The organism is Streptomyces sp. NPDC055189 (genome assembly GCF_053606765.1).
The window spans coordinates 49,388-62,827 of sequence record NZ_JBSGSG010000029.1; the positions used below are offsets into that span (position 1 = coordinate 49,388).

Sequence of the window (13,440 nt, forward strand, 5' to 3'; positions counted from 1 at the left end):
GGAGATGTCAGGCGTCGGCGTTCTTGAGCTTGAAGTTCCAGACGCCCTTGAACTTCTGTCCGGCCTTGTCCTGCTCAACGATGCTGATGTAGAGCTTGTCCGGCGCGGGCTGGCCCTGCTGCGGGGCGAAGAGGTCGATGCCCTCGAAGGCGTAGTACGTCTTCTTGGAGGGGTTGGTGACCTGCTGGCCGTTGACCCACAGGGCCCAGCCGGTCTCGGCCACCTCGGGGTCGACGCCGATGCGCAGCGTCTCGCCCTGGCCCACGGAGATCGACTTCGAGGCCTTCTTCAGGGCGCACTTGGCGGCCTTCGTACGACCGATGTCGTCGCCGTCGCCGTAGCAGGTGGCATCGGAGTTCACCGAGTCCTTGCCGACCGTCACGGTGGCGAGCGGAGTCGGCTTGTCGCAGGCCGACAGGACGAGGAGTCCGGCGGCGACAGCGCCGATGGCGGCCACGGAACGGCGGCCGCGCGCCGAACTGAGAACGTGTGCGGCTCCGCCGCGGAGCAGGGAGGTCATGGGCGAAGGCTATCGGGCACCCCGTGCCGTCCCGCCACGTGGGGGTCGCGGCGTGCCGCGCGCGTTGGGGTGGGGGGTGCGGTGCGTGTTGGGGCGGGGTGTGTGGCGCGCGTTGGGGTGGGGGGTGCGGTGTGTGTTGAGGCGGGGTGTGCGGCGCGTATGGAGGCGAGGTGGGCGGCGCATATTGATTTGTCGGGCTGGTGCTGCGGTGTGCGGGGTTCGCGTGGCGGTGTGGCTGGGCTGGTGCTGTGGTGTGCGGGGTTCGCGTGGCGGTGTGGCTGGGCTGGTGCTGTGGTGTGCGGGGTTCGCGTCGCGGTGTCCCTGGGCTGGCGCTGCGGTGTGCCGGGTTCATGTCGTGGTGTGGCTGGGCTCGCGCCACGACGTGCCGGGCTTACGCCACCCGTGGGCGGCGCTTTCCGCCGTGTCGGGCCGCGGAGAGCAGGCTTCGCGTGGTCGAGAGCCAGCCCGTGGCGACGATGGCCGCGGCCACCGAGAACCCCAGTGCCCCGTTCAGCGGCAGGGCCATGCCGATTCCGCCGCCCACCACCCACGCCACCTGAAGGATGGTCTCCGAGCGGGCGAAGGCGGAGGTGCGCACCTCTTCCGGGACGTCCCGCTGGATCAGCGCGTCGAGGGACAGCTTCGACATGGCCTGCGCGAAGCCCGCCACCGCGCCCAGACAGGCCACGCCCACCGCCCCGAAGAACACCGCCGCGGTGATCGCCACGCCGAGTACGACGCCGACGACGGTCACGATGATGACCTCGGGTGCCCGGGATCTCAGGCCGGCGCCGACGGCGGTGCCGAGCGCGTTGCCCGTACCGGCCGCGACTCCCACTATCCCCAGGGACACCGCGGCGCTCTGGCCTCCGAGCGGCTCCTCGCGCAGCAGGAAGGCGAGGAAGAAGATGAGGAAGCCGGAGAGGCAGCGCAGTGCCGCGTTCGCGGCGAGGGCGTGCGTGACGGCGGGCCCGACCGTACGAAGGCCGAGGCGACGCTTCTTCGACGTGTCCGCCGCGGCCTGAGCGCGGGCGTGCAGGTGCAGATGCTCCTCGTCGGCCGCGAGCAGCGCCTTGTGCTCGCCCTTCGCCGAGTCGACCTTGGGCGGCAGCGAGAGGGAGAGGAACATCCCGACGATGAAGATCACGAAGGCGCCGTAGAGGGGCCAGCGCGGGCCGAGGGCCTGTAGTCCGGCGCCGATGGGCGCGGCGATACCGGTCGCGAGCAGCCCGCCGAGCGTGACTCTGGAATTGGCCTTGACCAGGGAGAAGCCTCTGGGCAGGAGTCTGGGCACCACGGCGCTCCGTACGACTCCGTACGCCTTGGACGCGACCAGGACACCGAGCGCGGCCGGATAGAGCTCCAGGCTTCCGGTGATCACCGCTTCGGAGAGCAGCAGGGCGAGCAGGGCGCGGGCCAGCATCGCGGCGGCCATCGCGTAACGGCGGCCGTGCGGGAGGCGGTCGAGGAGGGGGCCGATGACGGGGGCGAGGAGAGTGAAGGGCGCCATGGTGATGGCGAGATAGAGGGCGACACGGCCGCGCGCCTCGTCCGTCGGTACGGAGAAGAAGACGGTCGAGGCGAGCGCGATGGTGATCATCACGTCGCCCGCGCCGTTCACGGCGTGCAGTTCGATGAGCTTGCCGAGCCCCGACTCGCCCGCGCCGTGCGCGTGCGTGGCCTTGCGGATACCGCGGGCCGTGCCGGTGAAGGGCAGGTGCAGGGCGCGGCCGACCCGGCGGGCGGCCCGGCTCAGCACCGGGCCCCGTCCGCCTCGATAGGACGACGACCTTGCGGCAGCCACCTCGTCATAGTGCCCCCTAAAGGCACGTACTAGTGCGCATACGCTGCGGGGCAATCGGGCGGGGGTGCCAAAACGGGTGCCCGGCGCAGGGGGCGGGCACGCCGGTGTAGGCCCAGGGGCCAGGAGAAGGTAGCGTGCGTAGCGCGCCTGCGGCGGTTGTTCTTGGCCGCGCGCCTCTCGGTCATCCCGCAGAATGGGTGACGTAGGTGCGCCCGAGGACGTTCGGGCGCGGACGTCGACGCGGCCCTCCGGTCCGCTCCGTCCGCACCCCCGCGTATGGGTGGCGCACTCGTGAGACGGCGTAATGGAGAAGCGATACCTGTGAGCGCAGCGACAACGCGAAGCCGTACCCCGCGTACCCCGCGTACTCCCGACCGCCTGTGCGCCGAGGCGGTGGGACTGGCCAGGGAAGCGGCCGAGGAGGCCGCCGCGCCCGGTGTGGTCGGTGAGCACGTAGAGGTCCTGATCGAGGGCGACCGCGTCGTCACGCACCTGTTCGAGTGCAAGGACTTCGGCTACCGGGGCTGGCGCTGGGCCGTGACGGTGGCGCGTGCCTCGCGTGGCAAGGTCGTCACGCTCGACGAGACGGTGCTGCTTCCGGGGCCGGACGCGCTCCTTGCCCCCGAGTGGGTGCCGTGGAGCGAGCGGCTCCGTCCCGGCGACATGGGTCCCGGGGACCTCCTTCCGACCGATGCCGAGGACCTGCGCCTCGAACCCGGCTACTCCGGTGAGGAGGAGCCGCCGCCGAACTCCGTGTTCTCCGAGGAGATGGCGGAGCTCGCGGAGGCGGAGGACGCCGAGATCACCGCGGGGCCGCCCGCTGATCTGCCGTCCGCGCCCGCGCGTGGCTCGATCGCGGCGCTCGCCGATGAGCTCGGCATGCGCCGGGCGCGTGTCCTCTCCCGGTACGGCCTGCATGCCGCGGCCGATCGCTGGGAGGAGTCGCACGGGGCGAAGACGGCGATGGCGCAGGCCGCGCCCGCGTCCTGCGTCAGCTGTGGCTTCCTTGCCCCGATCGGCGGATCGCTGGGGCAGGCGTTCGGGGTGTGCGCGAATGAGTTCGGTCCTGCGGACGGGCATGTGGTGTCTCTTGCGTACGGCTGTGGGGGGCACTCCGAGGCGGCCGTGATGCCTGCTCCGTCGCGGCCGGCCGCGCCCGTCCTGGACGAGACCCGTGTTGACGTCCTGCCGCTGCGGCCGGCTCCCGACTCGGGATCGGTTCCGCTGGAGGCGGCGGCGGAGGAACTCGGCCACTCGTAAGCTCCCGCTTGGGGGTGCGGAGGTGGGGTGCGGCCCCTTGGCGGGGCCGGGCCCCTGCAGGGTGGGCCTGCCTGTCCGTCCCCTTCCGGCTGCGGGCCGGGGGTCTCTTCCCGCGCTCCGCGCGGATGTCTCCCACCCACCCGCCCGATTGCCCTGTGTTGTGGGGCGCTTCTTGGCTGCGGGCCGGTGGGTTGCCTTCCCGCGCTCCGCGCGGATTTTTCCCGCCCGCCCGCCCGATTACCCCGTGTTGAGTGGGTTTGTGGGTGTGGTTGCTTCTCGGGTGCGGGCCGGTGGGTTGCCTTCCCGCGCTTCGCGCGGGTCTCTCCCGCCCGCCCGCCCGATTGCCCCGTGTTGGGGGCGCTTCTTGGCTGTGGGCTGGTGGGTTGTCTTGCCGCGCTTCGCGCGGATGTCTCCCGCCCTCCCGCCCGTTTGCCCCGTGTTGGGATGGTGCTCCTGCCGCGCCCCGCGCGGATTTTTCCCGCCCGCCCGTTGCTGCGGGGTAATGGGCGGTGGGCGGGGAGACACCCGCGCGAAGCGCGGGAAGGCCCCACCGGCCTGCAGGGAGCACACACCCGGGCGAGACGGAAGGCCCCCACCGGCCCGCTGGGGGCACGCTCCCGGACGAGACGGGAACGTCCCACCGGTCCGCTGGGGCCGCGGCACGGTGCGGGGGGCCGTTCCTACCTGTGCGGAGGGTTGCGGGGTGCACGGGTGGGTGGGTGGGGGAAGCCCGCGCGGAGCGCGGGGGAGGCGGCATCCCCGTTGGTGACGGATGCGGGGCGGCGAGACCCCGGCCCGCAGGGCCCGCAGGGCCCGCAGGGAATACCCCGGCCCGCAGGGGAATACCCCCGCCCCCCGAAGGGAAGACGCTCCGGCCCGTAGGTGACACCCGGCCAAGACAGGGGCCACCGCTCATCAGAGGCGCCGCGGGACGCGATACCGTTCGGCCCGCGAACCAAGCGAGGGAGACGACACCGTGAGCAAGACCGTGCGGCCGGCGGCCGAGGGTACTGACCCGTTCGGCACGGCACGGCTACGCCGGGGAGTCCTCGACGCCTGGGCGGCGAGCCCGGCCCGTTTCCGGGAGGACGCCAACGCCGAGGAGGACCTCGCCCTCGGCGGCTACCGCGACCGCCTGATCGTCGAACTCGCCCAGAACGCCGCCGACGCGGCGGCCCGCGCGGGCGCACCGGGCCGACTCTCCCTCACCCTCCGGGACGGAGTGCTCGCCGCCGCCAACAACGGCACCCCCCTCGACGCCACCGGCGTCGAATCCCTCTCCACCCTGCGCGCATCCGCCAAGCGGGAGGAGCAGAACAACGGCGCCGTCGGACGTTTCGGCGTCGGCTTCGCCGCCGTACTCGCCGTCTCCGACGAGCCCGCCCTCGTGGGACGTACCGGCGGAGTCCGCTGGTCCCTGAGCGAGGCCCGCGAACTCGCCGCCGACACCGCCCGCTTCAGCCCCGGCCTCGGTGACGAGGTCCGCAGGCGCGACGGGCACGTGCCCCTCCTCCGGCTGCCCTTCGCCGCCGAAGGAACCGCCCCGGACGGGTACGACACCGTCGTCATCCTGCCCCTGCGCGACGCCGCCGCCGAGGATCTCGTCGTACGGCTCCTGGACGGGATCGACGACGCCCTTCTCCTCGCCCTCCCCGGGCTCGAAGAAGTCGTCGTCGAAGTCGGTGACCAGCCCGCCCGCACCCTCCGCCGTACCGCCGAGCCCGACCAGGGCTTCGTCGACATCGCCGACAGCCGGGACGGCGACACCCGCTGGCGCACCGTCAGCCACCAGGGCCCCCTGGAGCCGGACCTCCTCGCCGACCGCCCCGTCGAAGAGCGGCTGCGGCCCCACTGGTCGGTCACCTGGGCCGTCCCCACCGACCGCGAAGGCGCCCCGCAGCCGCCCCGCAGCGCCCCCGTCCTGCACGCGCCGACGCCGAGCGACGAGCCCCTCGGCGTGCCCGCCCTGCTCATCGCCTCGTTCCCGCTGGACACCACCCGGCGGCATGCGGCGCCAGGGCCCCTCACCGACTTCCTCGTGCAGCGCGCGGCCGACGCGTACGCCGAGCTCCTCGCCGCGTGGCGGCCCGTCGGCGAAGGCATCATCAGCCTCGTACCCGGCCCGCTCGGCAAGAGCGAGCTCGACGGCGCCCTGCGCCAGGCTGTCCTCGACCGGCTGCCCCGCACGGCTTTCCTGCCGCCCGCGGTGGAAGCCGTCCCCCAAGAGCACCCCGACGTACCCGAGTGGGAGGCCCCCGAGCTCCCCGTCGCGCTGCGGCCGCGTGACGCGGAGGTCGTGGAGGGCGCGGGCGGCGACACCGTACGCGTACTCGCCGAAGTTCTGCCCAGCCTGCTGCCCGCCGGGCTCGAAAGGCGCCCCGAGCTGCGCACCCTCGGTGTCGCCCGGGTCCCGCTGACCGAGGCGATCGACCGCCTCGCCGGGCTTGAGCGGGAAGCGAGCTGGTGGCAGCGGCTGTACGACACCCTCGCCGGCGTCGACCCCGACCGCCTCACCGGCCTGCCCGTCCCGCTCGCCGACGGACGCACCACCATCGGGCCCCGTCAGGTCCTCCTCCCCGTCATCGGCGACGACAGTGACCCGGCCGCGCTCGTACGGCTCGGTCTCAAGGTCGCGCACCCCGACGCCGTACATCCCCTCCTGGAGAAGCTCGGCGCCCTGCCCGCCACGCCCCGCGCCGTCCTGACGACCCCGCAGGTCCGGGCCGCCGTCGCCGCGTCGCTCGACGACGACACGTGGGACGAGGACGCCCTCGACGCCGAGGAGCTCGCGGACATCGTGCTCTCGCTCGTCCGTGACGCGAACCTCGCGCCGGGCGACGAGCCCTGGCTCGGCGCGCTCGCCCTGCCCGACGACGAGGACGGCGATCTCGCTCCCGCCGGAGAGCTTGTCTTCCCGGGCAGTCCCTTCGCGCAGGTAATGCGCGAGGACGAACTCGCCGCGGTGGACGCGGAGCTCGCCGAGCGCTGGGGCGAGCAGCCCCTCGCCGCGTGCGGGGTGCTCGCCACGTTCGCCCTGGTCCGCGCCACGGACGTCGTACTCGACCCCGATGAGCTCGACCCGCGCGAGGGAGACTTCGCCGAGCCCGACGACGCCGGGCTGCTCGACGCGGTCGACGTGTGGGCCGAGGACGTGCTCGACCGGCTGCCGGAGACGCCGGTGCCGCCGGTCGCCACCGAGATCATCGCCGTACGGGATCTGGATCTGGTCGACGAGGACTGCTGGCCGCAGGCCCTGGCGATGCTCTCGCGCCCGCCGCTGCGGGACGCGCTCACGCAGCCGTTGCGGATCCTGCTGCCGGACGGCACGACGGAGACGGTCCGTTCGTACACGGCGTGGTGGCTGCGCGGGAATCCCGTGTTGGGTGGCCGTCGTCCCGCCGGTCTGCGGGCCTCGGGCGGCGATCCGCTGCTCGAAGGGCTCTATGACGCTGCCGACGCCGCCGGTTTCGACGACGAGCAGGTGCTTCGCGCGCTCGGCGTCCGCACGTCGGTCGCCGCACTCCTGGAGGAGCCGGGCGGCGCGGCCGAGCTGCTCGACCGGCTCGCGGACCCGGAGAGGACCGTTTCGGCGGCCCAGCTGCACGCGCTGTACGGCGCCCTGGCCGATCTGGACCCGGAGCAGGTGACGCTGCCGGACGAGGTGCGGGCCGTGGTGGACGGTGAGGTCGTGGTGGTCGACGTGGCGGACGCGATTGTCGCCGACGCGCCTGACTTGCTGCCGCTTGCCGGTGGCGTCGCGCTGCTGCCCGTCGAGCCCCGCAAGGCGGGGGACCTGGCCGAGCTGTTCCAGGTGCGCAGGCTGAGCGAGTCGGCGGCGGAGGAGCCCTCGGGGGAGGGCTCGGAGCATCCGGTGCCGGATTCGGTGCGGGTGCTGCTCGGTCCCGCGACCCCGGAGACGTACGTCGAGTACGAGGAACTGTTCGTCGGGGACGTCGAGCTGGACTGGCGGCGGACGCCGGACGGCACGATCCATGCCGCCACGCTGGAGGGGGTGGCCGCGGGGCTCGCCTGGGCGGCGGGGCAGTGGCCTCGGCGGTTCGAGGTGGCGGCGCTGCTTGAGGATCCCTCGCGGAGGGATGAGTTGGAGCGGGACCGCTGGTTCGACTGACGCGGTCTGCGGGTGGGGTGTGGCTGAGCGCGCAGTTCCTCGCGCCCCTGGCGGGGCTTGTCTGCGGGTGCGTGGGGGCTGGTCGCGCAGTTCCCCGCGCCCCTGAGAGGGCTTGTCTGCGGGTGCCTCGTGGCTGAGCGCGCCGTTCCCCGCGCCCCTGACGGGGCTGGTCGCGTCGTTCCCCGTGCCCCTGCGGGGCCCGCTGAATGATGGGTTCCAGGTTGCGGTCACGAAATCTTCACTTCGCGTACAACCAGACCCCCTGGTCGTGTGTCTGATCTTGCGAGTCAACAGACTCCTAGATCGCCGGGCCCCGCGTGACGACCCCCAACACACCGCGGAGCCCCCTTCCCAACTGGGGAAACACATGCGCATCCGTGCCACCGTGGCCGCACTGACCGGCACCCTGGCCCTGTCCGCTCTCGTCGTTCCCGCCGCGCAGGCGGCCGACGAGCCGAACACCCCGAAGCTCGCGCCCTTCATCGCCAACGCACCGGCCGACGAGGTCGACGGCGACACCAAGATCACGAAGGTCACCGTCAACGGCGGCAAGGACATCGTGGTCGGCACCACCGAGAAGAAGACGGTCACCATCGCCGTCACCGCCACGGACCCGAGCGGCATCAAGGACGCGGTCGCCGTCCTGTGGCACGGCACGAAGCTCGACGAGCAGCACAACGACGGCTCGATGGTCCCGACCACCGAGCACGGCACGTGCACCGTCGTGAACGCGACCACCTCCACCTGCACGGTGAAGGTCGTCGCCGACCCGAAGACGAACATCTACAGCAACGTCCTGGCCGGCAAGTGGAAGGTCTGGGCGCTCGCCCAGGGCAAGGACCTGGACTACGTCACGCAGGACGCGTACCCGACCAGCGTCTCGGTGAAGCGCGCCGCCCGCCTGACCACCAACGCATCGCCCGAGCCCATAAAGAAGGGCAAGACCCTCACCGTCACCGGCGCCCTGACCCGTGCCAACTGGGACACCCTCAAGTACGCGGGCTACACCAAGCAGTCGGTGAAGCTCCAGTACAAGAAGAAGGGTGCGGCCTCCTACTCCACCCTGAAGACCATCACGTCCGACACCAAGGGCAACCTGAAGACGACCGTGAAGGCCACCGCGGACGGCTACTACCGCTACGTCTTCGCCGGTACGTCCACCACCCCGGCCGTCACGTCCACCAGCGACTTCGTCGACGTGCGGTAAGAACGGCTCACGCCGGAAAGCGGCGGTCCACCCAGCGGTAGATGACCTCGATCACCAGTGAGGCCACCGCCGCGATCGCGACCGCCGCCCACGGCATCGTCGTGCCGACCAGCTTCAGCTGGAAGAAGTCCTGGAGCCACGGCACGGTGAGCACCAGCAGGAAGCCGAGACCCATCGCGCCGATCAGGCAGAGCCGCCACCACGTGTAGGGGCGGGCGATGATCGCGAGGACCCACATGGCGATCAGGAACAGCGCCAGCGTGGCCGCGCTGGTCTCGGCTTCCCGCGCTCCCGCGCCCGAGTAGTGGCTGCGCGCCAGGAGGTACGTGCAGAACGTCGCCGCCCCCGCGACCACCCCGCCCGGAATCGCGTACCGCATGACCCTTCGTACGAAGTGGGGCTTGGCCCGCTCCTTGTTGGGGGCCAGGGCGAGGAAGAACGCCGGGACGCCGATCGTCAGGGTCGAGAGCAGGGTCAAGTGGCGCGGCAGGAAGAGGTACTCCACCTGCGTGCAGACCACGAGCAGCGCGATGATCACCGAGTAGACGGTCTTCACCAGGAACAGCGTCGCGACCCGCGTGATGTTGCCGATGACCCGGCGGCCCTCCGCGACCACCGACGGCAGCGTCGCGAAGCTGTTGTTCAGGAGCACGATCTGGGCCACCGCCCGCGTCGCCTCCGAGCCCGAGCCCATCGAGACGCCGATGTCGGCGTCCTTCAGGGCCAGTACGTCGTTCACGCCGTCGCCCGTCATCGCGACCGTGTGGCCGCGTGACTGCAGGGCGCCCACCATGTCGCGCTTCTGCTGCGGGGTGACCCGGCCGAAGACGGAGTTGGCGTCGAGGGCTTCCGCCATCTCGTCCTGCTCCGTGGGCAGGCGGCGGGCGTCCACCGTGTTCTCCGCGCCCGGCAGGCCCAGCTTTCCGGCGACCGCGCTCACCGAGACCGCGTTGTCGCCGGAGATGACCTTGGCGCTGACGTCCTGCTCCTCGAAGTAGCGCAGGGTGTCGGCCGCGTCCGGGCGAAGGCGTTGTTCCAGGACGACCAGGGCGGTTGCCTCCGCCCCGGCCGCCACGTCGGCGTCGTCGAGTTCACCGGCCGCGCGGGCCAGGAGCAGCACCCGCAGACCCTGCTGGTTGAGGTCCTCGATCTCGGCGAGTGACGGGTCCCCGTCGGGAAGGAGCACGTCGGGGGCGCCGAGCAGCCACGCCGATGTGTCGCCGTCGCCCTCGCTGAAGGCGGCGCCGCTGTACTTGCGGGCCGAGGAGAAGGGCAGCGACTCGGTGCAGCGCCACTCCTCGCTGTCGGGGTAGGCGTCGATGATCGCCTGGAGCGACGCGTTCGGCCGCGGGTCGGATTCGCCGAGGGCGCCGAGGACTTTTCGTACGTACGCCTCGTCCGAACCGTTCAGCGTTCGCAGTTCGGTGACGTCCATGCCGCCCTCGGTGAGGGTGCCCGTCTTGTCGAGGCAGACCGTGTCGACGCGGGCCAGGCCCTCGATCGCGGGGAGTTCCTGGACGAGACACTGCTGGCGGCCCAGCCGGATGACTCCTATCGCGAAGGCGACCGAGGTGAGGAGCACCAGCCCCTCCGGGATCATGGGCACGATCCCGCCCACGGTGTAGGCGATGGACTCCTTGAAGTTGTCGTCCTTGACGACGAGCTGGCTGATGATGAGGCCGATCGAGGTCGGCACCATCAGCCACGTCACGTACTTGAGGATCGTGGAGATGCCGTTGCGCAGCTCGGAGTGGACGAGCGTGAAGCGGCTGGCCTCCTCGGCCAGTTGCGCCGCGTACGCCTCGCGGCCCACCCGCGTCGCGGTGAACGCGCCGCCGCCCGCGACCACGAACGAGCCCGACATCATCTTGTCGCCGGGCTTCTTGATGACCGGGTCGGCCTCACCGGTCAGGAGCGACTCGTCGACCTCCAGGCTGTCGGTCTCGACCGCCTCGCCGTCCACGACGATCTTGTCGCCGGGCCCCAGCTCCACCAGGTCGCCGAGGACGATCTCGGAGGTGGAGATCTCGGCCGCTCTGCCGTCGCGCCGGACTGTCGGCTTGGACTCGCCGATGACCGCGAGTCCGTCCAGGGTCTTCTTGGCCCGCAGCTCCTGGATGATGCCGATGCCCGTATTGGCGATGATCACGAAGCCGAAGAGGCTGTCCTGGATCGGCGCGACGAAAAGCATGATCACCCAGAGCACGCCGATGATCGCGTTGAAGCGGGTGAAGACGTTCGCCCGGACGATCTCGGTGGTGGACCGGGAGCTGCGGACGGGTACGTCGTTGACCTCGCCGCGTTCGACCCGCTCGGCGACCTCGGCCGCGGTCAGCCCGGTCGCGCGTCCGGTGGGCAGCTCCACCGGGTGGACCGGATCCAGCTCGGCGCCCGCGTCGATATGCGTCATGCCATCGACGGTACGGGCGGGATGGGGGCTTCACCCCTTGAGCGGCCCAAAGATCCGACCACGGTAGGACAGGGACACTCCCGTGGTTGTACGGGCGCCCCGCCCGGCCCGGGCGGAACGGACTACTCCGTGGCGGTGGCCGCCTTGCGCTCCGCGTCCCGCTTGATCGCCGCTTCGCGGCCCCGCACGTACCAGATGCCGATCAGGCCGAGACCCGCGCCGGCCAGGCAGGTCCACACCCACCAGGTGGCGTCGCGGTCGTCGAACCAGCCGTAGAACGGCAGCTGCACCAGGAAGAGGACGAACCAGAGGATCGTGCCGCCGACGATGGTGGCGACGACGGGGCCCTCCAGGGGCTCGGGCGCCTCGTGCTTCGGGGTCCACTTCTCCATGGGCATAGCTTACGAGGCGGCGTGGCGGGCCCCCGCGGGGGCCGATGGGCGGCCGGCGGGCAGCCGGTGGAGGACCGGTGCGGCCTGGCGGCCCAAGGGTCTACGCGCGGAGATAGCGAATTTCCCTTCATGTATTCATACTGAAACGGCTCGTTAATGGCTGGTTGTTTTCGTAAGAACAAACAAATCGATCAATGGCCACCGCTTAACGATCTTCCCCTTTCTCTGCGTTTCTCTGAGTCCACGAGGTCCCGCATGCCTTCCTCGGCCACCACCCCGGTCGACGCCAGCAAAGAGCCGCCGAAGCCCCCGCAGGGTGGCATCGACGGCTTCTTCAAGATCACCGAACGGGGTTCGACCCTCGTCCGGGAGGTCCGCGGCGGCTTCGCCACCTTCTTCGCGATGGCCTACATCATCGTGCTGAACCCGATCATCCTGGGCAGCGCGAAGGACATGTACGGGCACCAGCTCGACAACGCCCAGCTGGTGACCGCGACCGCCCTGGTCGCCGCCTTCACCACGCTGCTCATGGGCGTCATCGGCAACGTCCCGATCGCCCTCGCCGCCGGTCTCGGCGTGAACACCGTGGTCGCCCTCCAGCTCGCGCCGCGCATGTCGTGGCCCGACGCGATGGGCATGGTCGTCCTCGCCGGCTTCGTCGTGATGCTGCTGGTGGCGACCGGACTGCGGGAACGCGTGATGAGCGCGGTGCCGCTCGGCCTGCGCAAGGGCATCGCGATCGGTATCGGCCTCTTCATCATGCTGATCGGCCTCGTGGACGCCGGCTTCGTCTCGCGCATCCCGGACGCCGCGCACACCACGGTCCCGCTCCAGCTCGGCGGCGACGGACACCTCAACGGCTGGCCCGTACTGATCTTCGTGCTCGGCACGCTGCTCACGCTCTGCCTGATCGTGCGCAAGGTGCCCGGCGCGATCCTCATCAGCATCGTCGTCATGACGATCGCGGCGATGATCATCAACGCGGTCGCCGAGGTGCCGTCCTGGGGCCTGACGACGCCGGAGTGGCCGGGCAACCCGGTCAGCACACCGGACTTCGGGCTCGTCGGTCAGATCAGCCTGTTCGGCGGCTTCGGGAAGGTCGGCCTGCTCACCGGCATCCTCTTCGTCTTCACCGTGCTGCTGTCCTGCTTCTTCGACGCCATGGGCACGATCATGGGCATCGGCGACGAGGCCAAGCTGACCGACGCCAACGGCAACATGCCGGGCATGAACAAGGTCCTGTTCGTCGACGGCATCGCGGTCGCCGCGGGCGGCGCCTCCTCCGCCTCGGCCACCACCTGCTTCGTGGAGTCCACGGCGGGCGTCGGCGAAGGCGCGCGTACGGGCTTCGCCAACATCGTCACCGGAGCCCTCTTCGCGGTGGCGCTGTTCCTCACGCCCATCGCCACGATGGTCCCGTCCCAGGCGGCCACGCCCGCGCTGCTCGCGGTCGGCTTCCTGATCCTGTCCGGTTCGATCGGCAAGATCGACTGGAGCGACTTCACCATCGCGATCCCGGCGTTCCTGACGATGATGATGATGCCGTTCACCTACTCGATCACGAACGGCATCGGCATCGGCTTCATCACCTTCACCGTGCTGAGGCTGGCCGCGGGCCGTGGGCGTGAGGTGCCGGTCGCCATGTATGCGGTGTCGGCGGTGTTCGGGTTCTACTACCTGATGCCGGCGCTGGGTCTGACCTAGGCCGCCGGTGTCGT

8 protein-coding genes are annotated in these 13,440 nt (G+C 71.1%); 4 read left to right on the forward strand and 4 right to left on the reverse strand.

Features of this window, described 5'->3' with window-relative positions; all coding sequences use genetic code 11:
• Positions 1-7: 7 nt before the first annotated feature.
• Together ACWFR3_RS21745 and ACWFR3_RS21750 are read right to left on the reverse strand one after the other, a co-directional pair.
• Positions 8-520, reverse strand: a complete 513-nt coding sequence (locus tag ACWFR3_RS21745; protein ID WP_453736245.1) for a hypothetical protein — start codon at positions 518-520, stop codon at positions 8-10.
• A 391-nt stretch (positions 521-911) separates the two neighbouring features.
• On the reverse strand, positions 912-2,276 hold the full coding sequence (locus ACWFR3_RS21750; RefSeq protein ID WP_453736279.1) for an MFS transporter: 1,365 nt from the start codon (positions 2,274-2,276) through the stop codon (positions 912-914).
• A gap of 369 nt (positions 2,277-2,645) precedes the next feature.
• On the opposite strand from ACWFR3_RS21750, the gene ACWFR3_RS21755 reads away from it, so the two are divergent.
• From ACWFR3_RS21755 to ACWFR3_RS21765, 3 genes are all read left to right on the forward strand, one after another.
• On the forward strand, positions 2,646-3,584 hold the full coding sequence (locus ACWFR3_RS21755; protein ID WP_453736246.1) for a DUF3027 domain-containing protein: 939 nt from the start codon (positions 2,646-2,648) through the stop codon (positions 3,582-3,584).
• Between the two features lie 976 nt (positions 3,585-4,560).
• On the forward strand, positions 4,561-7,713 hold the full coding sequence (locus ACWFR3_RS21760; RefSeq protein ID WP_453736247.1) for a sacsin N-terminal ATP-binding-like domain-containing protein: 3,153 nt from the start codon (positions 4,561-4,563) through the stop codon (positions 7,711-7,713).
• 367 nt (positions 7,714-8,080) lie between these two features.
• Positions 8,081-8,920: a DUF5707 domain-containing protein gene (locus ACWFR3_RS21765; RefSeq protein ID WP_453736248.1), complete on the forward strand. Its 840-nt coding sequence runs from the start codon at positions 8,081-8,083 to the stop codon at positions 8,918-8,920.
• Between the two features lie 7 nt (positions 8,921-8,927).
• Here ACWFR3_RS21765 and ACWFR3_RS21770 read toward each other — a convergent pair whose 3' ends face one another.
• Both ACWFR3_RS21770 and ACWFR3_RS21775 read right to left on the reverse strand, forming a co-directional pair.
• Positions 8,928-11,330, reverse strand: coding sequence for an HAD-IC family P-type ATPase (locus ACWFR3_RS21770; RefSeq protein WP_453736249.1), 2,403 nt, complete (start codon positions 11,328-11,330; stop codon positions 8,928-8,930).
• Positions 11,331-11,452: 122 nt separating this feature from the next.
• A complete protein-coding gene (locus ACWFR3_RS21775) occupies positions 11,453-11,722 on the reverse strand; it encodes a DUF2530 domain-containing protein (RefSeq protein WP_453736250.1) in 270 nt (89 codons plus the stop codon).
• A 255-nt stretch (positions 11,723-11,977) separates the two neighbouring features.
• Here ACWFR3_RS21775 and ACWFR3_RS21780 point away from each other — a divergent pair, with 255 nt between their 5' ends.
• Complete coding sequence (locus ACWFR3_RS21780; RefSeq protein WP_453736251.1) at positions 11,978-13,426, forward strand: NCS2 family permease; 1,449 nt, start codon at positions 11,978-11,980, stop codon at positions 13,424-13,426.
• Positions 13,427-13,440: the final 14 nt, after the last annotated feature.

Coding starts and splice junctions, on each gene's coding strand:
- ACWFR3_RS21780 (WP_453736251.1), top strand. CDS start 11,978: ATGCCTTCCTCGGCCACCACCCCGGTCGACGCCAGCAAAGAGCCGCCG.
- ACWFR3_RS21765 (WP_453736248.1), top strand. CDS start 8,081: ATGCGCATCCGTGCCACCGTGGCCGCACTGACCGGCACCCTGGCCCTG.
- ACWFR3_RS21745 (WP_453736245.1), bottom strand. CDS start 520: ATGACCTCCCTGCTCCGCGGCGGAGCCGCACACGTTCTCAGTTCGGCG.
- ACWFR3_RS21775 (WP_453736250.1), bottom strand. CDS start 11,722: ATGGAGAAGTGGACCCCGAAGCACGAGGCGCCCGAGCCCCTGGAGGGC.
- ACWFR3_RS21770 (WP_453736249.1), bottom strand. CDS start 11,330: ATGACGCATATCGACGCGGGCGCCGAGCTGGATCCGGTCCACCCGGTG.